21 protein-coding genes are annotated in these 22,647 nt (G+C 67.2%); 8 read left to right on the top strand and 13 right to left on the bottom strand.

Going from position 1 to position 22,647, the window contains the following annotated elements:
* Nucleotides 1–35: 35 nt before the first annotated feature.
* The 4 genes from ACZY0B_RS21540 to ACZY0B_RS21525 form a co-directional block, all read right to left on the bottom strand.
* Nucleotides 36–4,283, bottom strand: coding sequence for an alpha-(1->3)-arabinofuranosyltransferase domain-containing protein (locus tag ACZY0B_RS21540; protein WP_463766264.1), 4,248 nt, complete (start codon nucleotides 4,281–4,283; stop codon nucleotides 36–38).
* 64 nt (nucleotides 4,284–4,347) lie between these two features.
* Nucleotides 4,348–4,521: a DUF2613 domain-containing protein gene (locus tag ACZY0B_RS21535; RefSeq protein ID WP_463766254.1), complete on the bottom strand. Its 174-nt coding sequence runs from the start codon at nucleotides 4,519–4,521 to the stop codon at nucleotides 4,348–4,350.
* 89 nt (nucleotides 4,522–4,610) lie between these two features.
* Nucleotides 4,611–4,817 (bottom strand): DUF2613 family protein, encoded by a 207-nt coding sequence (locus ACZY0B_RS21530; RefSeq protein ID WP_463766253.1) that lies wholly within the window; start codon nucleotides 4,815–4,817, stop codon nucleotides 4,611–4,613.
* Nucleotides 4,818–4,928: 111 nt separating this feature from the next.
* Nucleotides 4,929–5,189 (bottom strand): DUF2613 family protein, encoded by a 261-nt coding sequence (locus ACZY0B_RS21525; protein ID WP_463766252.1) that lies wholly within the window; start codon nucleotides 5,187–5,189, stop codon nucleotides 4,929–4,931.
* Between the two features lie 163 nt (nucleotides 5,190–5,352).
* Here ACZY0B_RS21525 and ACZY0B_RS21520 point away from each other — a divergent pair, with 163 nt between their 5' ends.
* The 3 genes from ACZY0B_RS21520 (at nucleotide 5,353) to ACZY0B_RS21510 (ending at nucleotide 8,504) form a co-directional block, all read left to right on the top strand.
* Nucleotides 5,353–6,504, top strand: coding sequence for a glycoside hydrolase family 3 N-terminal domain-containing protein (locus tag ACZY0B_RS21520; protein ID WP_463766251.1), 1,152 nt, complete (start codon nucleotides 5,353–5,355; stop codon nucleotides 6,502–6,504).
* A gap of 66 nt (nucleotides 6,505–6,570) precedes the next feature.
* On the top strand, nucleotides 6,571–7,200 hold the full coding sequence (locus tag ACZY0B_RS21515) for a TetR/AcrR family transcriptional regulator (RefSeq protein ID WP_463766250.1): 630 nt from the start codon (nucleotides 6,571–6,573) through the stop codon (nucleotides 7,198–7,200).
* A 44-nt stretch (nucleotides 7,201–7,244) separates the two neighbouring features.
* Nucleotides 7,245–8,504: a chloride channel protein gene (locus ACZY0B_RS21510; RefSeq protein WP_463766263.1), complete on the top strand. Its 1,260-nt coding sequence runs from the start codon at nucleotides 7,245–7,247 to the stop codon at nucleotides 8,502–8,504.
* An 8-nt stretch (nucleotides 8,505–8,512) separates the two neighbouring features.
* Here the strand turns inward: ACZY0B_RS21510 and ACZY0B_RS21505 are convergent, their stop codons facing one another.
* Both ACZY0B_RS21505 and ACZY0B_RS21500 read right to left on the bottom strand, forming a co-directional pair.
* Complete coding sequence (locus ACZY0B_RS21505; RefSeq protein ID WP_463766249.1) at nucleotides 8,513–9,358, bottom strand: MaoC/PaaZ C-terminal domain-containing protein; 846 nt, start codon at nucleotides 9,356–9,358, stop codon at nucleotides 8,513–8,515.
* A 16-nt stretch (nucleotides 9,359–9,374) separates the two neighbouring features.
* Entirely contained in the window at nucleotides 9,375–10,739 is a 1,365-nt protein-coding gene (locus tag ACZY0B_RS21500; protein WP_463766248.1) for a 3-oxoacyl-ACP reductase, read from the bottom strand.
* A gap of 123 nt (nucleotides 10,740–10,862) precedes the next feature.
* Here ACZY0B_RS21500 and ACZY0B_RS21495 point away from each other — a divergent pair, with 123 nt between their 5' ends.
* Nucleotides 10,863–12,188: an acetyl-CoA C-acetyltransferase gene (locus ACZY0B_RS21495; RefSeq protein ID WP_463766247.1), complete on the top strand. Its 1,326-nt coding sequence runs from the start codon at nucleotides 10,863–10,865 to the stop codon at nucleotides 12,186–12,188.
* 306 nt (nucleotides 12,189–12,494) lie between these two features.
* Here the strand turns inward: ACZY0B_RS21495 and ACZY0B_RS21490 are convergent, their stop codons facing one another.
* Nucleotides 12,495–14,330: an acyl-CoA dehydrogenase gene (locus ACZY0B_RS21490; RefSeq protein WP_463766246.1), complete on the bottom strand. Its 1,836-nt coding sequence runs from the start codon at nucleotides 14,328–14,330 to the stop codon at nucleotides 12,495–12,497.
* A gap of 203 nt (nucleotides 14,331–14,533) precedes the next feature.
* Between ACZY0B_RS21490 and ACZY0B_RS21485 the strand changes: the two genes are divergently transcribed.
* Together ACZY0B_RS21485 and ACZY0B_RS21480 are read left to right on the top strand one after the other, a co-directional pair.
* Complete coding sequence (locus tag ACZY0B_RS21485; protein ID WP_463766245.1) at nucleotides 14,534–15,616, top strand: isopenicillin N synthase family dioxygenase; 1,083 nt, start codon at nucleotides 14,534–14,536, stop codon at nucleotides 15,614–15,616.
* Nucleotides 15,613–16,101, top strand: coding sequence for a flavin reductase family protein (locus ACZY0B_RS21480; protein ID WP_463766244.1), 489 nt, complete (start codon nucleotides 15,613–15,615; stop codon nucleotides 16,099–16,101). The genes ACZY0B_RS21485 and ACZY0B_RS21480 overlap by 4 nt, the downstream gene beginning before the upstream one ends.
* Nucleotides 16,102–16,134: 33 nt before the next feature.
* Here the strand turns inward: ACZY0B_RS21480 and ACZY0B_RS21475 are convergent, their stop codons facing one another.
* From ACZY0B_RS21475 to ACZY0B_RS21460, 4 genes are all read right to left on the bottom strand, one after another.
* Complete coding sequence (locus tag ACZY0B_RS21475; RefSeq protein WP_463766243.1) at nucleotides 16,135–16,881, bottom strand: succinate dehydrogenase/fumarate reductase iron-sulfur subunit; 747 nt, start codon at nucleotides 16,879–16,881, stop codon at nucleotides 16,135–16,137.
* Nucleotides 16,881–18,809 (bottom strand): fumarate reductase/succinate dehydrogenase flavoprotein subunit, encoded by a 1,929-nt coding sequence (locus tag ACZY0B_RS21470; protein ID WP_463766242.1) that lies wholly within the window; start codon nucleotides 18,807–18,809, stop codon nucleotides 16,881–16,883. The genes ACZY0B_RS21475 and ACZY0B_RS21470 overlap by 1 nt, the downstream gene beginning before the upstream one ends.
* A gap of 43 nt (nucleotides 18,810–18,852) precedes the next feature.
* Nucleotides 18,853–19,680, bottom strand: a complete 828-nt coding sequence (locus ACZY0B_RS21465) for a hypothetical protein (RefSeq protein WP_463766241.1) — start codon at nucleotides 19,678–19,680, stop codon at nucleotides 18,853–18,855.
* A gap of 91 nt (nucleotides 19,681–19,771) precedes the next feature.
* A complete protein-coding gene (locus tag ACZY0B_RS21460; RefSeq protein ID WP_463766240.1) occupies nucleotides 19,772–20,065 on the bottom strand; it encodes a hypothetical protein in 294 nt (97 codons plus the stop codon).
* A gap of 113 nt (nucleotides 20,066–20,178) precedes the next feature.
* Here ACZY0B_RS21460 and ACZY0B_RS21455 point away from each other — a divergent pair, with 113 nt between their 5' ends.
* Entirely contained in the window at nucleotides 20,179–20,940 is a 762-nt protein-coding gene (locus tag ACZY0B_RS21455) for an isocitrate lyase/PEP mutase family protein (RefSeq protein ID WP_463766239.1), read from the top strand.
* 4 nt (nucleotides 20,941–20,944) lie between these two features.
* Here the strand turns inward: ACZY0B_RS21455 and ACZY0B_RS21450 are convergent, their stop codons facing one another.
* A complete protein-coding gene (locus ACZY0B_RS21450) occupies nucleotides 20,945–21,391 on the bottom strand; it encodes a winged helix-turn-helix transcriptional regulator (RefSeq protein ID WP_463766238.1) in 447 nt (148 codons plus the stop codon).
* Between the two features lie 10 nt (nucleotides 21,392–21,401).
* Here ACZY0B_RS21450 and ACZY0B_RS21445 point away from each other — a divergent pair, with 10 nt between their 5' ends.
* Nucleotides 21,402–22,055: a DUF302 domain-containing protein gene (locus ACZY0B_RS21445; protein WP_463766237.1), complete on the top strand. Its 654-nt coding sequence runs from the start codon at nucleotides 21,402–21,404 to the stop codon at nucleotides 22,053–22,055.
* A 78-nt stretch (nucleotides 22,056–22,133) separates the two neighbouring features.
* Here the strand turns inward: ACZY0B_RS21445 and ACZY0B_RS21440 are convergent, their stop codons facing one another.
* Nucleotides 22,134–22,574, bottom strand: a complete 441-nt coding sequence (locus ACZY0B_RS21440; protein WP_463766236.1) for an Hsp20/alpha crystallin family protein — start codon at nucleotides 22,572–22,574, stop codon at nucleotides 22,134–22,136.
* Nucleotides 22,575–22,647 lie beyond the last annotated feature (73 nt).

The raw sequence follows: 22,647 nt of genomic DNA, 5'->3' as shown, positions 1-22,647 counted from the left end.
ACCAGCCGATAGCCGGCTAGCCAACGCCGGAAACGCTATGCGTCGTGCGTAGCGGGCTTGCGATTCGGCATGGCAATCACCGATACGGCCACCGCGGCAAGCGAAATCAAGGCCAGCAGTTGCACATTCGCGGAATGGCCGGCGTAACCGTCGACCGACCGCCAGGGGTGGCGCGACAATTCGGCCCCGGCCAGGATCAGTCCGCCCGCACCGGTCGCGATGGTGGCGCGATCGCGCACCTGCTCGCGATGACGCAGCGCGTAGCGCAGACCGAGGGCGCCGCCGATCACGACGACCCCGGCCACCCCGGCGATCACCGCCCCGGCGGCCAGCACCGGGACCGCCGCCCAGGGCCCGGGTGACCATGGTGGTGCGGGCGGGTCGTCGGAACGCCCGCACCGGCGCCACAACGCGAGCATGGCCAACAGCGGCAGCAGCGCCAGGCCCACCGCCAGACCAACCCGGTACAGCGAATTGGACGCGAAGGTCAGCGTGATGGTGCCGGGATCTCCCGCGGGGACCACCCACCCCTGCTGCCACCCGTTGACGGCCACCGGCGTCAGCCGGGCCCCGGTGCTGGTGCGTGCCACCCAACCGGGGTTGATGCTTTCGGGGATGACCAGCACGCGGGGGGCGGCCGACGGCGGGGTCCGCACCTCGCGACGGTCGGGACCCCATGCGCCGATCGCCGCGGGAACCGGCGAAACGCCGGTGGCGCTGGGCAATTCGAGGGCGTTCGCGGTCGCCAGCTGTGCTCCGTCCACGACGAACTGGGCGCCGGGGCTGATCAACAATTCCTGTTGTCCCGCCGGCAGCGCGATCGGGGTGCGATCGCACGTGCTGACCGCAACCGGCTCGCCGTCCAGCAGCGCACCCGCCGTGGTCCGGATCGAGGTGTGCACGAACCGGCCCGCGACCGCGATGACCGGGCCGTGGTCACAGTCGACGACGATCTCGCGTGCGCGGTTGCGGGTCGCGTCGGCGGGGGAGATCGGGTTGCCGTCGGTGCCCAGCGCCGCGACTTCGGCCAGTCCCGGCGGCTTGAGCTGGTCGAAGCCCAACGCGTTGCGGTCGATGATGTCTTGCCAGTCCAGCAGGCTGACGGTGACGGTGTCGGTCACGTGGGGTCGCAGCGACAGGGTTTGTGGCTGGGCGGTCCCGCCGTCGCTTGGCTTGACGTTTCGTACCTGCGGGCCGTCGCCGAGGTTCACGGCCACCACCGTCGGCTGGGCGGGCAACGTCGAGCGGCTGGGCAACAGGCGCAGCCCGGCGACTTCGGTGGGCCGCGGCAGCACCAGCGTCAGCGTCGGCGCGGTCTTGTGTTGCACCACCCGCTGCGGCGCCGTCCAGGCGGTGGCCGGGTCGCCGTCGGTAGCCGCGTAGGCCGAGCCGAGGATGTCCACGGTGTCGGAATCACCTTGGGCCCGAGTGGTATTCGGCTCGGCGACCAGATCGGCCAGCTTCGGACCCTGCCGTGGCCGCACCCACACCCGCGGGGTCACTGACACCGGAGCCGGCACGGTCAGGGTGCGGCTGAAATTCACCGGCTCCTCGGGGGCCAGCGCCATCGCCGGCGCGCAGCGGACACTGTCGGCGGCCGCCGCGCACCCGGGCCTGCCGAGCAGCTCCGAGCCCAGGTCCCAGCCCGCGATCGCCGAACCCTGCGGCGGCCCGGGCACCCGCACGGTGTGGCGCAGATCGACCGGGTGCGCGAAGCCGGAGGCGTCGTACTGGGTGATCGACAGATCGGTGATGCCGAACTGCACGCCGCTGGATCCGTCGTCGGTGCCGGCGGCGGTGATCCGCACCCACGGCGTTTCGCCATAGGGCAGTGCCGCGGTGAGCGGCTTGCCGGGCTGGTCGAACCGCAGCGTGGTGCTGCCGGTGGCGGTATCGATCGCGATGCGACGGACCTGGGAACCGACGGCGGTCGCGCTGGGTGTCAGGGTGATCGCCGCGTTGGTCACCGGGTGATCGAAATTGACCTGCAGCCATTGCCCGACGGCGGCTTGCAGGGCGTTGGTCACCCACGCCGTTGCCGGGTCGCCGTCGATCGCGGCGGCGGGCGAGGTCGCCGGAGCGACGTCGGGCATCGCGGTGGAGTCCGACGACGAACTCGACACGCTGATCCGCCCACCGTTCCAGCCGCCGTACACCGGGTTGGCGCCGGGCACCGGATAGTCGGGGACCCGGTTGAAGGTGTGTCTGGTGTCGCCGTCGGCCCGGATCGCCGACGAATGCTCGTCGACCCGGCCGTAGTCGGTCTCCCGCGCCACCGGGGTGTCGGTCACGGTCACGACGGGCGCCGGCAGGCCGGCAGCTCGGGCGTCGGCGGTCATCAGCACCGGACCCAGCGGCGGCTGGCCCTGCAGCCGGCGCCGCTCGTCGAGGCGCAGCAGCACTTCGGGCCCGCCGTCGACGCGGGCCAACCGATCGACGTCGCTGAAGTAGGGCGCGCCGGGATTGCCGGCCCCATCACCGGGAAAGCCCACCCGGTAGATCTCGACAGCCGCGTAGCGCGGGCGCAGGCCGCTGTCGGCGACGAACCCCGGCAACGTGCCGGGCCCCACGGGCTCGCCGAACTGCGCCGCCTTCTCCAGTCGCGGTGACCCTTCGATCGCGCGGTGTACCAGGATCGGGCGCGCCGAACGCGACGACTCGGGATCCAAGTCGTTGCGCACCACCACGTACGAAATACCTTGGCGGGCAAGGGTATCGGCCAGGCCAGCTGAGGGAATGCCGGCGGCGAACAGGCGTTGCACGGAATCCAGCGCCCGGATGGTCTGCGGCGGGGTCAACGGGATGGAGTCGCGGACGCCCCACGGGCTGCTGCCCAACACTTGCAGCGGCTCGTCGTGGGTGGTGCCCCACACCTGCGTGGCGAAGGGAGCTCCCGGGACCACCAGCACCCGTCCGGGGAGGGGGCTCCCGGTTCTAGAAGAATTGTGGGCGCTGAGCCAGTCGGCGGCGTCGTGCCAGTACCGGGGGATCGCGCTGAAGGTGCCTGGTGGGGTGAGCCGCGCGGTCCACGCCAGCGAGGTGCTCACGGTCAGCGCGGTCAGCAGCACCACGGTCGCGGCGACCCGTTTGTCGCGCTCGGGGTGGGCGAACGCGCGCACCCACTGCGCTGTCGGCGCGCTGCCCGGCAGTGGGACCCGGCCCAGCAGCTGTGCGATGCCCAGCACGATCGGGATCCGGATGACCGACTCCAGCTTGTGCACGTTGCGCAGCGGTGCGCCCGCGGCGTCCATGAACACTTGCACCTGATGGGCCAGCGGCGAGCCCAGCTCACCGCTGTAGCCGACGGCCAGCAGCACCACGCCGACCAGCAGCATCGTCACCAGCCGTCCGCGGGCCGGCATCCCGGGGCTGGCCAGTCCGGCCAGTCCGGCCGCGGCGACCAGACAGGTCGCCAGGATGGCCGCCGATCCGGTCACCAGCGGCGCACCCGCGGTCGCGGTCGGTGCCACGAACGGAGTCCAGCTGTCGGTGCCGCGCAGCATCTCGACGAGTGACGCCCACTGCGTTGTCACGCCCGAGGATTCGATGAAGTCCAGGAACGGCGGACTGACGTTACGCAGCAGAACCAGCGCCACGACCCACCACAGCATCGCCAGCACGAGGCTCAGCAGCCACCACGCGGTGTAGCGCCGCCACAACCGATTGGGCCGATGACATGCCCACCAGATGACGGCCGGTAGACAACCCGCCAGCGTGGCGATGGCGTTGACCGCGCCCATCAGCGCGACCGCCAGCCCGGCCTGGCCGGCCAGTGCGCGCACCGATCTGTCGGCCGTGCCCCGCCCCGATTTCAGGGCCAGGATCGTCGGCAGCAACACCCACGGCGCCAGCATGATCGGCAAGGTTTCCGACGAGATCGATCCGAGCGTGGTCAGCACCCGCGGGGACAGCGCGAACGCGGTCGCGGCGATCAGTCGTGATGACGGGCTGCCGATCCCGAGCGTCTCGGCGACCCGTAGCAGTCCCCAGAAGCCGACCGTGAGCAGCAACGCCCACCACAGCCGCTGCGTCATCCAGCCGGGCACGCCGAGCAGGTGGCTGATCAAGAAGAAGGTGCCGTGCGGAAACAGGTAGCCGTAGGCCTGGTTCTGCGTTTGGCCGAACGGGAGCTCGCTGTTCCACAGGTTGGTCGCGCGGGCCAGGAAACGCAGCGGGTTGGCGGTGAGGTCGAGCTTCGTATCGGGGGAAACCTGCCCCGGGGATTGCGCGAACGCCAAAGCCAGTGCAATCGCACCGACTCCGAACAGCCAGCGCCGAGACAGTGGAGCAGCCGGGGAACCCGGGGCCGATTCCGCAGGCGTCGCCGACGGAGTCGTCGCCGCCGAGCTAGCTACGGTTGCCGTATTCGACCCGGTTGAGCACTGACGACTGAGGATCGCCCCCGGGTAGTGGCGGCTTCGTGTCCTGTTGCACCATCAGGGTGATTCCGAAGATCGCGGCCGCGCCCAACAACAAACCAACCACCACGCTCGCGCCGGCGGGCGCAACGATCCGGTTCATCGGTGACTCCTTGGGTTTTCGCGGTCGTCACGGAGGACAACCCAGAGCCAACGTAGCAGAACGGCCCCCACCGGCCGGTGACCCGTGAGTCATGGCCACGGTACGCAGTGGCCGTGCCAACACCGGTCGCCGTACTGCACCGGGTACGGCACGGAAAGGCTCCGCGCGGCCGGCTGCGTCTGCACCGGCACGCGGCCGTGGTCTTCGACGGTGAGCGTGACGCCGACGGTCGCCGCGGCACCGATCATCAGCCCCGCCGCGATGCCGGCGACAGCGGCCAGCGTTAACCCCGTCATTGCTGGCTCCTCCCTTGCCAGTCAAATTCGGTCTGCGGCTAACTTAACCGGGTCGGCGCCCGCTGCGCGTGACGAATCGCCGTTGGGCGGACCCGCGGCCCGTGGGTCGTGTCAGGGCTGCAGGTCCGGCGGCACGTCCGGCACTGGCGGCAACTGGTTCAAGCAGTCGTCGGGGTTGTCGCACGGCAGGCAATACCCGCCGATGCACCGGTCGCCGTACTGCACCAGGTAGTGCGAGGACGGGCTGGACGGTGCTCGGGCCGGCACCACGGTGTGGTCTTCGGCGGCGAGCGTGACACCGACGGTCGCGACGGCACCGATTGCCAGGCCCGCCGCGATCCCCGCCGCGGCGGCCAGCGTGAAGGCAGTCATCGCTGGCTCCTCCCTTGCCCGTGGTAATGGGCTTGCGGCTAAGTTAACCGCCTTCGCGATGGCTACGTGTGATGAATCGGCATTTGCCGCACTCCTGATTTGCTGGGCGGATCGCTCGGTGGGGCCACGCCGGTGCGACTACCCCTCGTGACACCATGTCCCGATGGCTTTTCCGCGCACCCTGGCCGTGCTGGCCGCCGCCTCGGCGCTCGTGGTGGCCTGTGGTCACGACGCCGCCCGGCCCCCGGCGTCAACGACCAGCAAGACGGTTGCCGCACCTCCCGCGCCGCCGGTCTGCGCCGACCCGACGACCCTGCCGGCCAAGTTGTCGACCCGTGACAAGCTGGCGCAGCTGCTGATGGTGGGTGTGAAAAACGCCGACGATGCGCGCGCCGTGGTCAACGGCTACCACGTCGGCGGGATCTTCATCGGCAGCTGGACGGACCTGGGGATCTTCAAGGGGCCGCTGGCCGACATCGCGGGCAGCGCGGGGCCGCTGCCGCTCGCGGTCAGCGTCGACGAAGAGGGCGGCCGGGTGTCCCGGTTGAAGTCGCTGATCGGCACCACGCCCTCGCCCCGGGAGCTGGCCAAGAGCCAAACCGCCGAGCAGGTGCGCGACCTGGCGGCGCAACGCGGCAAGAAGATGCGCGACTTGGGTATCACCATCGACTTTGCGCCGGTCGTCGACGTCTCCGACGAGCCGGACGACAGCGTGATCGGGGACCGTTCGTTCAGCAACGACCCTGCCGTCGTCACCGCCTACGCCGGGGCGTATGCGCAGGGTCTTCGAGACGCCGGCGTGCTGCCGGTGCTCAAGCATTTCCCCGGCCATGGGCACGGTTCTGGTGATTCGCACAAGGGCGGGGTCCTCACGCCACCGCTGAGCGACCTGCAGAACGTCGACCTGGTGCCATACCGGACGCTGATCACCGCAACACCGGTCGCCGTCATGGTGGGTCACCTGCAGGTTCCCGGCCTGACCGGCGACGACCCGGCCAGCCTGAGCCGGCCGGCCGTGCAGTTGCTGCGCGATGGCATCGGTTACGGGGCCCCGCCCTTCAACGGCCCGGTGTTCAGCGACGATCTGTCCAGCATGGCCGCGATCTCCGATCGGTTCGGCGTGGCCGAGGCGGTGCTGCGGACTCTGCAGGCGGGCAGCGACGTCGCGCTGTGGGTCACCACCGACGAGGTCCCCGCGGTCCTGGACCGGCTCGAAAAGGCTTTGGCTGCAGGAGAATTGGCGCTGCCAGCGGTGGACCAGTCGTTGGTGCGGGTGGCGACCATGAAGGGCCCCAGCAAGGCTTGCGGACACTAATCGGCCGCCCGATCGTTACCCTGGAGTCAGATAGGCAGTGCCCGAAGGGCTTGAAAGGGCAGAGCGATGGCAGGTGGTACCAAGCGGCTACCGCGCGCTGTCCGGGAACAGCAGATGCTCGACGCCGCCGTGCAGATGTTCTCGGTCAACGGCTACCACGAGACCTCGATGGACACCATCGCCGCCGCCGCGGAGATCTCCAAGCCGATGCTGTACCTGTACTACGGCTCCAAAGAGGACTTGTTCGGCGCCTGCCTGAACCGCGAGCTGAGCCGGTTCATCGACGCGGTGCGTGCCGACATCGACTTCACCCAAAGCCCAAGGGACCTGCTGCGGAACACCATCGGGTCGTTCCTGCGCTACATCGACGCCAACCGGGCGTCCTGGATCGTGATGTACACCCAGGCGATCAGCTCGCAGGCCTTCGCCCACACCGTGCGGGAAGGCCGCGAGCAGATCATCGAATTGGTGGCCGGCCTGGTGCGAGAGAACAGTCGCCGGCCGCGCACGGACGCCGAGTACCAGATGATGGCGGTGGCGTTGGTGGGCGCGGGTGAGGCAATGGCCACCCAGCTGTCCACCGGAGACATCGACGTCGACGAGGCGGCCGAGCTGATGATCGACCTGTTCTGGCACGGCCTGCGCGGTGTGCCCGTCGACCAGGACGCCGGCCCCGCCCGGCGGCCCGCGTCCTAGCGGCGACGGCGACGGGGCCGGGCTAGATTCGTGCAGTGCCCCGCTTGCGCGCTTGGACCTCGGGCCGCAATGTCGACTTCTTCTGTGCGGTCATCATCGTGGGGGTGCTGGCCGGCATCGCCGGGCTGTCGACGACCTTCGTGCTCCGCTTCGTCCAGCACCTGACCTACAACTACAGTTTTGGCACCCTGCTGGCCGGGGTCACGGGCAGCAGTCCGGTGCGCCGGGTGTTGGGGCCGATGGTCGGCGCCGCGCTGGCGGCACTGGGCTGGTGGATCCTGCGGCGCAAGGCCGAGGTGCCACCGCTGGCCGGCACCATCGCCCGCCACGAGCCGATACCGCGGCTGTCCTGGAGCATCGACGCCATGCTGCAGGTGCTGTTGGTCGGCTCGGGGGCATCGCTTGGCCGGGAGGGGGCTCCGCGCCAACTCGCCGCTGCGCTCGGCGATTCGGCGACCGGATGGCTGAAGCGGCTGTCGAGCCGTGACCGCGAGATACTGCTCGCCTGCGCGGCCGGGGCCGGGCTGGGCGCGGTGTACGCCGTGCCGCTGGCCGGTGCGTTGTTCTCCGTGCGGATCATGCTCAACACCTGGCATCCGAGGGCGCTGGGCGCGGCGTTTCTGACCTCCAGCCTGGCCGTGGCGGTCGGCTCGGCCATCACGCGCGATCAGCCCAATCTGGACTGGCCGATCGGGGAGTCCACGTATCTGCTGACCGCGCATGGGCTGCTGATGGCCCCGGTGGCCCTCGCGGTGGGCCTCGCGTTCAACCGACTGATAGCGGCGGCGCGCCCCGCGCGCCAGATCCGGAGCTGGGTGCTGATCCCGGCGCTGGCCGGCGCCGGGCTGGTGATGGGCATCTGCTCGCATTGGTGGCCCGAGCTGCCGGGCAACGGTCGCAGCGTCCTGACCGTCAGCTTGGCCAGCGGGCTGACGCTGTCCGCGGCGGCCGCGATCCTGTTGTTGAAGCCGCTGCTGACCGCGTTGTTCCTGCGCGCCGGCGGTGCCGGCGGGATGCTCACACCGTCGCTGGCCACCGGTGCGGCAGCGGGCGCGCTACTGGTGCTGACGATCAATTGGATTGCCGGGATACACCTGCACGTGCCGGCGGTCTCGCTGACCGGTGCCGCCGGGGTGCTCGCCGTCACCCAGGGCTCGCCGATCTGGGCCGCGATCTTCGTCTGGGAACTCGCCCGCCCGCCGCTGTGGCTGTTCGGAGTTTTTCTGCTGACCGCGACCGGCGCCCACGGACTGAAAAGGCTGCTGAGCGTTCGGGCGCAGAAGCACGACGAACGCGCCGGCTGAGCCGGCCGCTACAGCGGCCGGACGCTGCCGGTCAAGTGTGGATATCCCTTGGCGATATTGCGCAACGAGAGATCCCAGCTGCCCTGGTCGTTTTCGTCGATGTAGAGGCCCGTGGTCGCGGGCAGGATCACCGGCTTGCCGAACCGGACCGAGTACCGCGCCGCGTCGGGAATTCTGGCCTCGATATTAGCCAATACCGCTGCAGCGCTGAACATTCCGTGTGCAATGACGGTCGGGAATCCGAACAGCTTGGCGGCGATCGGGTTGGTGTGGATCGGGTTGTGATCGCCGCCGACGACGGCGTAGCGCCGGATCTGGCCGGGCGTGATGCGCAGCACCGCGCTGGGCGGCGGGAGCTTGGGCTGCTTTTGCGGTGGCGGTTTGGGTTCGTCGGACAGGCTGGTGCGCTGCTGATGCAAGAAGGTCGTCACCTGGTGCCACGCGGTCTCGGTGCCGACGCTGACGTCGGTCACCAGGTCGACCAGCAGACCCTTGCGATGCTCGCGGAGATTCTCGGCGTGCACCCGCACCCCGACGGTGTCGGTGACCGCGATCGGGCGGTACTGCGTGATGTGGTTCTCGGTGTGCACCGAACCCATTGCGGCGAAAGGGAAGTCAAACCCTGTGACCAAGGACATCAGCGCCGGAAACGTCAACGCGAACGGGTAGGTGATCGGCACGTTGTTGCCGTAGCGCAGACCGGTGATCGCGGCGTACTCGGCCACGTTCGTCTGGTCGATCGGCAGTTCCTCGACGGTCACGGTGCGGCTGGGCAGCTGGTCTGTCCGGGACACCAGGGGCAGCGCCCCGGCGGCCGCTCGCAGCATGTTCCGCAGGCCGCTTGGTTGATTCATCGCGATCTCCCTGAACCTAGGCGCCCAGCATTGCCTGGCCGCAGACGCGAATGACGTTGCCGGTCACCGCGTTTGACGCCGGACTGGCGAAGTAGGCGATGGCCTCCGCGACATCAACCGGCTGCCCGCCCTGCAACAGCGAGTTCATCCGGCGGCCCACCTCGCGGGTGGCCAGCGGAATCGCCGCCGTCATCTGGGTTTCGATGAAACCCGGCGCCACGGCATTGATCGTGATGCCCTTCTCGTGCAGCTCCGGTGCCAGCGCCTGGGTGAGGCCGATCATCCCGGCCTTCGTGGTGGCGTAGTTCGTCTGCCCGCGGTTGCCCGCGATGCCGGCCATCGACGACAGACCGATCACCCGTCCCCCTTGGCCGATGCTGCCGCTTGCAATCAGTCCCTCGGTAAGCCGTTGTGGGGCAAGAAGATTGACGGCCAAGACGGCGTCCCAGCGGGCATCGTCCATGTTGGCCAGCAGCTTGTCGCGGGTGATGCCGGCGTTGTTGACCAGGATATCGGCGTGCCCGGCGTAGTGGTCGCGCAGGTGCTCGGTGATCTTGTCGACGGCATCGTCGGCGGTGACGTCGAGCCACAGCGCCGTGCCCCCCACCCGGCTCGCGGTCTCGGCCAGCGTCTCCGCGGCCGACTCCACATCGATCGCGACGACGCGGGCCCCGTCACGGGCGAACACTTCGGCGATCGTCGCGCCGATGCCCCGGGCGGCGCCGGTCACGATGGCGACCTTGCCGTCCAGCGGCCGGTCCCAATCCGCGGGTGGGGTCGAGTCGTCGGCGCCGACGTAGAAGACCTGGCCGTCGACGTACGCCGATTTGGCCGAAAGGATAAATCGCAGAGTCGATTCCAGGCCCGTCGCGGCCGGTTTGGCGTCCGGTGACAGGTAGACCAGCGACACGGTCGCGCCGTTGCGCAGCTCCTTGCCAAGTGAGCGGGTGAAGCCCTCCAGCGCACGCTGCGCGATCCGCTCGTCGGTGCTGGCGGCGGCGTCCGGTGTGGTGCCGACCACAACAACCCGTGCGCAGTGGCCCAGGTTTCGCAGCAGCGGCGTGAAGAAGTCGTGCAGTGCCTTCAGTCCCGCCGGCGCGGTGATGCCGGTGGCGTCGAAAACCAGACCGCCGAATCGGTCGGCCCAGCGACCACCCAGGTTGTTGCCAACCAGGTCGTAGTCGCTGTCCAGCGCCGCCCGCAACGGCTCGACGATCCTGCCTTCGCCCCCGATCAGCAAGGATCCGGACAGCGGCGAATCACCGGCGGAGTAGCGGCGCAGGTTCTCGGGTTGCGGAACACCAAGTTGGCGTGCCACAAAGGATCCGGGGCCGGAATTGACAACTTGCGAGAACAGATCGGACGAACGATTGGGAGCCACTGAGCTGCCTTCCCTTTCTTGAGTGCCGTACAAGCCAACCGTATCGGGGACGAACTTACTGCAGAGTAAGAACAGTGGGTAGTATGGGTCCCAACGGCCAATCCCCCAAACTGATAACCGGAGATGAACGTGGCTCCTGCAAGTTCTGAGGCAAGTAATCGTCGACGCGTCGCCGTGCTGGGCGGCAATCGCATTCCCTTCGCACGGTCGGACGGCGCCTACGCCGAGGCGTCCAATCAGGACATGTTCACCGCCGCCCTGGGCGGGCTGGTGGATCGGTTCGGGCTGGGCGGCGAGCGACTGGGCGTGGTCGTCGGCGGTGCCGTGCTCAAGCACAGCCGCGACTTCAACCTCATGCGCGAGTGCGTGCTCGGCTCTGAATTGTCTTCGTATACCCCGGCATTCGATATTCAACAGGCCTGCGGCACCGGTCTGCAGGCGGCCATCGCCGCGGCCGACGGCATCGCGTCGGGCCGCTACGACGTCGCCGCCGCCGGCGGGGTGGACACCACGTCCGACCCGCCGATCGGCCTCGGCGACAACCTGCGCCGCACCCTGCTGAAATTGCGCCGGTCCAAGTCGAACCTGCAACGGCTGAAGCTGGTGGGCACGTTGCCCGCCAGCCTGGGTGTCGAGATCCCGGCCAACAGCGAGCCGCGCACCGGGCTGTCGATGGGGGAACACGCCGCCATCACGGCCAAGCAGCTGGGAATCAAGCGGGTGGACCAGGACGAATTGGCCGTCGCCAGCCACCACAACATGGCCGCGGCCTACGACCGGGGCTTTTTCGACGACCTCGTCACACCTTTCCTGGGCCTGTACCGCGACGACAATCTGCGGGCCAACTCCAGCGTGGAGAAGCTCGCCACCTTGCGCCCGGTGTTCGGGGTGAAGGCCGGTGACGCGACGATGACGGCGGGCAATTCGACGCCGTTGACCGACGGCGCCTCGGTCGCCCTGTTGGCATCCGAACAGTGGGCGGCCGATCATTCGTTGCCCGCGCTGGCCTACCTGGTGGACGCGGAGACCGCCGCGGTCGACTACGTCAACGGGCGTGACGGGCTACTGATGGCGCCGACCTATGCGGTACCCCGGCTGCTGGCCCGCAACGGGTTGAGCCTGCAGGATTTCGACTTCTACGAGATCCACGAGGCGTTTGCTTCGGTGGTGCTGGCGCATCTGCAGGCGTGGGAGTCCGAGGAGTACTGCAAGGAGCGGCTGGGTCTAGACGCCGCCCTCGGGTCGATTGACCGGTCCAAACTCAACGTCAACGGCTCGTCATTGGCCGCCGGGCACCCGTTCGCGGCCACCGGCGGGCGGATTCTCGCCCAGGCCGCCAAGCAGCTCGCCGAGCAGAAGGCGAAGCGTAAAGGCGGGGATCCGGTCCGCGCGCTGATTTCCATCTGCGCGGCCGGCGGGCAGGGCGTGGCAGCCATTTTGGAGGCTTGACCTGCGCATCTGCCGCACGGCGCGCCCTCCCGCGCGGCGACGAATGAAGTTCGTCACAGCTGATTAGTAACACCAGGGGATGGGTAACCGATGTCCGGATTGCCCCGTGTTGTGGTCTGACCCCCCGACCCCGACGGCAACACGGGGCGTCCCTGGATCCACGCCTGGATGAAAAGACAGGCGTACGAAAAAGGGCCGCCGCTGGAGTGAGGGGATCCAGCGGCGGCCTTTTTCGTATCGCACCCACAGACACAAAATCCCCCGCTTCAGCGTGGAAGCGGGGGATTTTGCTGGTAGTCCAGCCGCTTAGAAGGCGGCCTCGTCGAGCTCCATGATGTCGTTGTCCAGCGTCTCGATCACCTCGCGGGTGCTGGCCAACAGCGGCAGGAAGTTCTTCGCGAAGAACGACGCCACCGCGACCTTGCCCTCGTAGAAGGACCGCTCGGTGCCGCTGGCACCGGCGTCGAGTGCGGCCACGGCCACCGCGGCCTGGCGCTGCAGCAACCAGCCGATGACCAGGTCGCCGACGCTCATCAGGAAGCGCACCGAACCCAGGCCCACCTTGTACAGGCTGGTGACGTCCTGCTGTGCCTCCATCAGGTAGCCGGTCAGCGTGGCCGCCATCGACTGGACGTCGGCCAGGGCCTTGGCCAGCAGCTCGCGCTCGCTCTTCAGCCGGCCGTTACCGGCCTCGCTGTCGACGAACGTCTGAATCTGCTCCGATACGTGCGCCAGGGCCTGACCCTTGTCGCGCACGATCTTGCGGAAGAAGAAGTCCTGCGCCTGGATGGCCGTGGTGCCCTCGTAGAGCGAGTCGATCTTCGCGTCCCGGATGTACTGCTCGATCGGGTAGTCCTGCAAGAAGCCGGACCCGCCGAACGTCTGCAGGCTCTCGGTCAGCTTCGCGTAGGCCTGCTCGGAGCCCACACCCTTGACCAGCGGCAGCATCAGGTCGTTGACCTTGACCGCCAGGTCGGCGTCCACACCGTGCAGTGTCTCGGCGACAGCCGCGTCCTGGTAGGTCGCGGTGAACAGGTACAGCGCGCGCAGACCTTCGGCGTACGCCTTCTGGGTCATCAGCGAGCGGCGCACGTCCGGGTGATGCGTGATGGTCACACGCGGCGCGGCCTTGTCGGTCATCTGGGTCATATCGGCGCCCTGCACCCGCTCCTTGGCGTAGGCCAGGGCGTTCAGGTAACCGGTCGACAGGGTGGCGATCGCCTTGGTGCCGACCATCATGCGCGCCTGCTCGATGACCTCGAACATCTGCGCGATGCCGTTGTGCACCTCGCCGACCAGCCAGCCCTTGGCGGGGACGCCGTGCTGACCGAAGGTCAATTCGCAGGTCGCGGAGACCTTGAGGCCCATCTTGTGCTCGACGTTGGTGACGAAGGCGCCGTTGCGCTCGCCGATTTCACCGGTCTCGAAGTCGAACAGGAACTTGGGCACGAAGAACAGCGACAGCCCCTTGGTACCGGGACCGGCACCCTCCGGGCGGGCCAGTACCAGGTGGAAGATGTTCTCGAACAGGTCGCCGGAGTCGGCCGAGGTGATGAACCTCTTGACCCCGTCGATGTGCCAGGAACCGTCTTCCTGTTGCACCGCTTTGGTGCGACCGGCACCGACGTCCGAACCGGCGTCCGGCTCGGTGAGCACCATCGTCGAGCCCCAGCCGCGCTCAGCGCACAGCACGGCCCACTTCTTCTGCTCTTCGGTGCCGAGGTGGTACAGGATGTTGGCGAAGCCGGCGCCGCCGGCGTACATCCAGACCGCCGGGTTGGCGCCGAGGAGGTGCTCGTGCAGGGCCCACAGCAGCGACTTGGGCGCGGGCACGCCGCCGAGGGCCTCGTCGAGGCCGACCTTGTCCCAGCCGCCCTCTTGGACCACGTGAACTGACTTCTTGAATGCCTCCGGAAGGCTCACCGAGTGTGTCTCGGGGTCGAACACCGGCGGGTTGCGGTCACCCTCGACGAACGAGTCCGCGACCGGCCCCTCGGCCAGTCGGCTGATCTCGTTCAGCATCTCCCGGGCTGTGTCGGCGTCCAGGTCGGTGTACTCACCTTGGCCTAGCGCCTTGTCGACGCCCAGCACCTCAAAGAGGTTGAATACCTGGTCGCGGACGTTGCTCTTGTAGTGGCTCACTACTCTCCTCCTCGTTGAGAATGCCACGCTGTGGTTGGGTACTTGGGCTAAGTTACCCACCAGTAACTCTGCTAAAAATATATCGGCCTGTGACATAAGCGCAAGTGACTGTGAGCTAGATTTCATTGCCTAATTAACCAACCGGTTGGGAAGGGCCCGTCCGCGCCTTCGACAGGCGCTCTACCTGCGGCGATAATGGAAGCATGTCAGGTGTGAAGAGCGTCACCGCTCTGCCCGTGGTGGATCTGGCGGCCCGTACCGGCGTGTTGCGCGAGGGCCTCCGCGAGGCCGCTCACGAGGTGGGATTTTTCTATCTGACCGGCCACGGCGTATCGCAGACGCTGATCGCCCGGCTGCTCGAGGTGGCCCGCAAGCTGTTTGCGCTGCCGCAGGCCGACAAGGACGCCGTGGCGATGGTGCGCAGCCCGCATTTCCGCGGTTACACCCGGCTGGGCGGCGAATTGACCCTGGGCGAGGTGGATTGGCGCGAGCAGATTGATATTGGGCCCGAACGTCCGCCCATCGGCGGGCCGGGCGAGCCCGATTACCTCAGGCTGCAGGGCCCCAACCAGTGGCCGGCGGCGCTGCCCGAGCTGCCGGCGATCATCGCCGAGTGGGACGCCGCGCTGTCGCGGGTGGCCCGCACCCTGCTGCGGCACTGGGCGGCATCGCTGGGCAGTCGCCCTGACGTGTTCGACGACGCCTTCGCCGAGACACCGGCCACCCTGATCAAGGTCATCCGCTATCCCGCCCGGGCGGCCAGCCCGCAGGGCGTGGGTGCGCACCGGGACTCCGGGGTGCTCACGCTGCTGCTTGCCGAGCCGGGCAGCCGGGGTCTGCAGGTGCGGCGGAGCCGGGGCGGCGGCGAACCCGACCCGGACGACTCGCAGGGCTGGGTCGACGTGGCGCCGCTGGACGGGGCGTTCATCGTCAACATCGGCGAGCTACTCGAGGTCGCGACGGGCGGTTATCTGCGTGCCACCGAGCACCGGGTGAATCTGCACGGCCAGGTGGCCGAACGGATCTCGGTGCCGTTCTTCTTCAATCCCCGGCTCGACGCGCAGATCCCGGTGTTGTCGCTACCGCGCGAACTCGCGGCGCGCACCGATTCGTCCTGGACACCGGCCGAGAACCCGTCGGACCCGATCTTCTCGGTCTACGGGCGTAACGCCTGGAAGAGCAGACTGCGGGCGCACCCGGATGTGGCCGACGCGCACGGATACTCGACCGGTAGTGTCAGACAGGCGAATCCGTCGTCGGCTCAAGGGGCGAATGAAGTCCAGTGAATGCATCGAACAAGCTGACTCCCTCCACACTGCGTGACGCCTTCGGCCACTTCCCGTCCGGCGTGGTGGCGATCGCCGCGGAGGTTTCGGGAGTCCGGGTGGGATTGGCTGCCAGTACTTTTGTCCCCGTCTCGTTGGACCCGCCGTTGGTGTCGTTCTGCGTGCAGAACACGTCGACCACCTGGCCCAAGCTCAAGGAGCTGCCGATGCTGGGCATCAGTGTGCTCGGCGAGGCGCACGACGAGGCCGCGCGCACCCTGGCCGCCAAGACCGGCGACAGGTTCGCCGGTATGGAGACGGTGTCCTACAACTCCGGCGCGGTCTTCATCAAGGGCACCGGCCTGTGGCTGGAGAGCGCGATCGAGCAACTGATCCCGGCGGGAGACCACACCATCGTGGTGCTGCGGGTCAGCGAGGTGACGGTGGATGCCGAGGTGGCACCGATTGTCTTCCACCGCAGCGCATTTCGCCGCCTCGGCGTCTGAGCCACCCGGCGCGCCCGAAACGGCGCCGAGCACCTAGCGTCGGAATAGCTTGTTGCCCAGCCAGACGATCGGGTCGTATTTGCGGTCGGCAACCCGCTCTTTCATCGGGATCAGCGCGTTGTCGGTGATCTTGATGTGTTCCGGGCAGACCTCGGTGCAGCACTTGGTGATGTTGCAGAAGCCCAGGCCATGCTCTTCCTGCGCGTCGTCGCGGCGGTCCCGGGTGTCCAACGGGTGCATTTCGAGTTCGGCGATGCGCATCAGGAAGCGTGGCCCGGCGAACGACTTCTTGTTTTCCTCGTGATCGCGGACCACGTGGCAGACGTCCTGGCACAGGAAGCACTCGATGCACTTGCGGAACTCCTGCGAGCGCTGAACGTCGGCCTGTGCCATCCGGTATTCCCCGGGCTGCAGGTCTTTGGGCGGCGCGAAAGACGGTATCTCACGGGCCTTTTCATAGTTGAACGAGACGTCGGTGACCAGATCGCGAATCACCGGGAAGGTCCGCAGCGGCGTCACCGTCACGACCTCGTCCTCGTCAAACGTCGACATCCTGGTCATACACATCAACTTGGGTTTGCCGTTGATCTCGGCCGAGCAGGATCCGCACTTGCCCGCCTTGCAGTTCCACCGCACGGCGAGGTCGGGCGTCTGGGTCTGCTGCAGGCGATGGATGATGTCGAGCACCACCTCACCCTCGTTGACCTCGACCGTGAAGTCCTCCAGCGCGCCGCCGGCTTCGTCGCCGCGCCAGACCCGCATCGTCGCGTCGTAGCTCATTAGCCTCTCCGTCCTGGGTGGTCGGCCAGCTCTTCGTCGGTGAAGTACTTCTCCAGTTCGGAGACCTCAAAGAGCTCCATCAGATCGGACCGCATCGGGACCTGGTCCTCGCGGGTGACGGTGACGTCGGGAATCACGTCGTCGCCGCCGCCGGCGCGGCACACCAGCAACACCTTGCGCCAGTTCGAGTCCATTCCCGGGTGGTCGTCGCGGGTGTGTCCGCCACGGCTCTCGGTGCGTTCCAGGGCGGCCTTGGCCACGCATTCACTGATCAGCAGCATGTTGCGCAGGTCGATGGCCAGGTTCCAGCCGGGGTTGAACTTGCGATCCCCCTCGACGTGGATGTGCTTGAACCTCTCGCGCAGCTTGGTCAGCCGTTGCAGGGCCTCGGAGATCTCCTCCGACTTACGGATGATGCCGACCAGGTCGTTCATCGACTGCTGCAGTTCCAGTTGCAACGTGTACGGGTTCTCGGCGGCGGTGCCGTTCGTCGGACCCGCGAAGGGGGCCAGCGCACGCTTCGCCGCCTCCTCGATGGCGTCCTCGTGCACGGTCGGGCGGCTGGCCAGGGCGCGGGCGTAGTCGGCGGCGCCCAGCCCGGCGCGCCGGCCGAAGACCAGCAGGTCCGACAGCGAGTTGCCGCCCAACCGGTTGGAGCCGTGCATGCCGCCGGAGCACTCGCCCGCGGCGAACAGGCCCGCGACGGTGGCCGCGCCGGTGTCGGGGTCGACCTCGACACCGCCCATCACGTAGTGACAGGTGGGCCCGACTTCCATTGGCTCCTTGGTGATGTCGACGCCGGCCAGCTCCATGAACTGGTGGTACATCGACGGCAGCCGGCGCTTGATCTCCTCGGGCGTCAACCGCGAGGCGATGTCCAGGTACACGCCACCGTGCGGGGTGCCGCGACCGGACTTGACCTCCGAGTTGATCGCGCGGGCGACCTCATCGCGGGGCAGCAGGTCTGGAGTACGGCGAGCCGAGTCGTTGTCCTTGAGCCACTGGTCGGCCTCTTGCTCGGATTCCGCGTACTGGCCCTTGAACACCGGGGGGATGTAGTCGAACATGAAGCGTTTGCTGTCGGAGTTCTTCAACACTCCGCCGTCGCCGCGCACACCCTCGGTGACCAGGATCCCCTTCACACTCGGCGGCCACACCATCCCCGTCGGGTGGAACTGGATGAACTCCATGTTGATCAGCGTCGCGCCGGCCCGCAGCGCCAGTGCGTGGCCGTCGCCGGTGTACTCCCACGAGTTCGACGTGACCTTGAAGGACTTGCCGATTCCGCCGGTGGCCAGCACCACCGCGGGCGCCTCGAAGACGACGAACTTGCCGCTCTCACGCCAGTAGCCGAACGCCCCGGCGATCCGCCCGCCGTCTTCCGAGCCGTCCTTGAGCAATTCGGTGATGGTGCACTCCGCGAATACCTTGATCCGCGCCTCGTAGTCACCGAGCTCGGCGAAATCCTCCTGCTGCAGCGAGACGATCTTCTGCTGCAACGTGCGGATCAGCTCCAGGCCGGTGCGGTCACCGACGTGCGCCAGCCGCGGGTAGGTGTGCCCGCCGAAGTTGCGCTGGCTGATCTTGCCGTCTTTGGTGCGGTCGAACAGCGCGCCGTAGGTCTCCAGCTCCCAGACCCGGTCCGGTGCCTCCTTGGCGTGCAGTTCGGCCATCCGCCAGTTATTGAGGAACTTGCCACCGCGCATCGTGTCGCCGAAGTGGGTCGACCAGTTGTCCTTCGGGTTGGCGTTACCCATGGCGGCCGCGGCACCGCCCTCGGCCATCACCGTGTGGGCTTTGCCGAACAACGACTTCGACACCACCGCGACCTTGAGGCCGCGTTCCCGCGCTTCGATGACCGCGCGCAAACCCGCGCCGCCGGCACCGATCACGACTACGTCGTAGGAGTGCCGCTCGACCTCAGCCATAAATCCCTCGCTAGCTAAATTCTGATTTATTCCAAATGGCGATTCAGCCAACAAATCTCAGGTCAGAAATTGCGCCGCTGGCCACCAGCGCGACGTAAAAGTCGGTAAGCATCAGCGTGCCCAGCGTGATCCAGGCAAACATCTTGTGCCGGGTGTTGATAACGCTCACCTGGGTCCAGATCCAATAACGCACAGGATGCTTGGAGAAGTGCTTAAGCCGCCCGCCGGTCACGTGCCGGCAGGAGTGGCAAGACAGCGTGTAGATCCACAGCATGATGACGTTGCCGAGCAGGATCACGTTGCCCAGACCGAAGCCGAATCCGCCCGGTCCCTCGTCGGAATGAAACGCGACGATCGCGTCGTAGCTGTTGATCACCGAGATGATGCCGGCGATGTAGAAGAAGTAGCGGTGGGTGTTCTGGATGATCAGCGGGAGCTTGGTCTCGCCGGTGTAGTGGACGCGGGGCTCGGCCACGCCGCAGGCGCTCGGGGACTGCCACACCGTGCGGTAGTAGGCGCCGCGGTAGTAGTAGCAGGTCAGCCGGAACAGCAGCAGGAACGGCAGCGACAGCGCCGCGTACGGCAGCCACCAAACGTCCGGGAAGATCTTCGGCCAGAAGTCGCTCGCCTCACCGCAAGCCTTGCTGACGCACGGCGAGTAGAACGGCGTCAGGTAGTGGTACTTCGGGACGAAGAAGTAATTTTGCTGGAAGGCGCGCGCCGTCGCGTAGATGAGGAATGCGGCGAATCCCAGGTCGATCCGCAACGGCGACATCCACCACCGGTCGGTGCGCAGGGTCCGTTGCTGGATCTGGGCGCGGGTGGGTGAAAAGACACCGGACGCAGGACGGTTCGCGGTGGGAGCGCTCATCAAGTGTTCCTCTTCGAACGGGCTGTTGAACGAAGCTGTTGGTCGAAGGGTACACAGATGAGGCCCCCCGAATTTTCGGGGGGCTTGGCTGTCAGGACCTGCTGTGACCTCCGACACCCTCGTCGTCGACATCGCGCCAGAAATCGCTGTCGTATTGGGTGTCGGGAATGGTGATCTTTTCGCCGGAGTCCTGCACGGTTGCGCGCGCCAAGTCCAATTCCGAAGCATCGGTGTCGAGTAATTCGACGTCGCTGATGATCCGGTCGGCGTCAATGACGATGCGGCGCATCGCCGGGCTGTCGCCGTAGCGCGACCTCAAGGAACTCACGCACCGCCGCAGGCCGCCGATGAGGTCGTGCAGTTCGGCGAGTTCAGTGGTGGACAAGAGATCTCCTAGGGCCGAGGGTGTCACGGATCACAATATGAGTTTCGATACTATCCACCGCACCCGAGGGACGTCGGAGAAGACGACTCGGCCAGATTGCGGAGCAAACACCCATGACAGGTCAGAACGCGGCCGCGCAGCGCGCGTCGGCACTGCTGAAATTGCATCAGCCGGGCAACCCGGTGGTCCTGCCGACCGTATGGGATGCCTGGTCGGCGCGGCTTGCCACGGATGCCGGATTCGCCGCCCTGACGGTGGGCAGCCATCCGCTGGCCGACTCGATCGGCAAACCTGACAACGAGGGTATGTCGTTCGACGATGTACTCACCCGGGTCGCCCAGATCACCGCCGCGGTCGACGTCCCGGTGTCGGTGGACATCGAGTCCGGCTACGCGCAGCCGGCCCAGCGCCTGATCGAAGGCCTGCTCAGCGTGGGCGCCGTCGGGCTGAACATCGAAGACACCGTGCACTCCGAGAACAAGCGACTGCGGTCCGCCGGTGAGCATGCCGAATTAGTAGGCGCGTTGCGCTCGGCCGCCGATGCGGCCGGGGTCCACGTCGTGATCAACGCTCGCACCGATCTTTTCCTGCGCAAGGACGGGGACGACTCGGACCGCGTCGAGCGGGCGGTGGCGCGACTGACCGAGGCGGCAGACGCCGGTGCCGATGTGCTCTACCCGGTGGGCCGCCACGACCCGGAGACGTTGCGGCGCTTGGCAACTGAGCTGCCGCTGCCGATCAACGCGATCGCGCTGCCCGACCAGGACGACCCCGCGTCATTCGGCCCGCTGGGTGTCGCCCGGATCAGTTTCGGCCCGTTCCTACAGGCCGCCCTGTCGGCCCGGGCCAAGGAGCTGCTGGCCCGCTGGGGCTGACCGGCTAGATCGGTTCCAGCATCCGGTGCGGCCGCCGAAGTGCCTCACTCACCGGATCGTCGCGGCGCGGATCGCGCGGGCGCCGCGGCGGGTGCGCGATCAGGTCGGCGACGTCGGGGATCTGATCGCATCGTTCGCAGCGGCGATCCTGCCCGATCACTCCGCCGCACTCCGCATGCAAATACGTTCGCCTGTTTGGCTTTTCAAGGTAGTTCTCATTCCCCCAGCTGATCATCGACCAGATCATCGGCCATAACCGACGTCCCTTGACGGTCAATTCGTATGTACTGTCCGCCTTGGCCAGCACCTCCTCATTCACGAGGAACGCCAGCCGGTCGGCCAGCACGGCTTTCGGGATGCCGAGGTGGTTGCGAAAGTCACTGAAGCGCCGAACTCCGAAGAAGGCGTCGCGCATGATCAGCAAGGTCCAGCGCTCGCCGACGATCTCCAACGACCGGGCGATGGGGCAGCTCTCGCTGGGGTATTCGCGGGGAAGCGCCACGGTGTCGATGGTACCCCTTGCTGGTTCATTCACCGAACCGTATACTCGGGATTGTCAAGTTCATTCACCGAACCACTTGGGTGGGTACGCCATGAAGGCAGAATTCAGGGTGGCCTCGCACACCATGAACCGCATCGACATCGCCACCGGTGTCGAATTCGACGATTTCATCGAGGCTTTCGAGAAGGCCGCGCCGCCGGTCGATCGCGCGGTGGTGCAGCAGATCGCCGAGCGCGGTGGCGGCTGGGATGACGTTGTTGCGGCCGCTGCCACCAACGCGCCCAACGGACTGATGGTCTACGCGAAGATCGACGGACGGCTGTTCTTCGCTCTCGCCGGCCATACGACGAAGGCGGTAGAGTATCTGCTCGGCAACCATACGATCGCCGAAACGATGGTTCGCCATGACCCGAAAGCCTTGCTGTACGCCCCATTACGGCTTCTGATCCATGCCGACGCCGACGGCAACGCGATCTTCTCGATGGATCAGCCCAGCGCCGCGTTCGGCAGCCTAGGGATCGCCGAGGTGACCAAGGTGGGCGAGAGTCTGGATCGCAAAGTGGCAAACCTGTTGCAAGTGATCGGAATTGACGCCGATCAGGCCTTCGCCTAAAGCGGCAACGTCGAGTTGTCGGGCGAATTCGCTAGATTCTGACCCAACAACTCGACGTGCGCCCGATCTGGTTGGAAATTACTTCGTGATGGTGATGCGCTGCGCCTGGGTTCCGGCGTAAGCGCCGGTGACCCGCACGGTTAACACACCGGCGTCGTAGGAAGCCTTGATCGCCTCGCTGGTCACGTGCGTGGGCAGCTGGAACGCGCGACGGAACGATCCATAGCGGATCTCCCGCAGGGTACGGCCGTCGGTCTCGTCGGCGTGCTCGTCGCGGTGTTCGCCGTGGACTACCAGGCGGCCCTTGTCGACCTCGACGTTGACGTCCTTCTCGACGTCAACACCAGGAAGTTCCAGGCGTACAACCGCGTCGTCGCCGTCCTTGACGATCTCGGCCGCAGGGCTGAAACCACTGGTCACTGGCTTGTACCAGTCTGCCGTCGCGGCGGGGCCGAAAAAGTCGCGCAACCACCTGTCGGTGTTCCAGGCCGGACGCGATCGCAGTGCGGGATTACTCATGTCGTCTCCTCGTTGCTTCCTTGGGCTTCATTGGGAATTTGCTGTGACCGGCGCCTTGCCGGCCGGCTGCAGA

It is taken from the genome of Mycobacterium sp. IDUB_19 (genome assembly GCF_055419445.1).
This window is presented reverse-complemented; position numbering and strand designations above follow the sequence as displayed.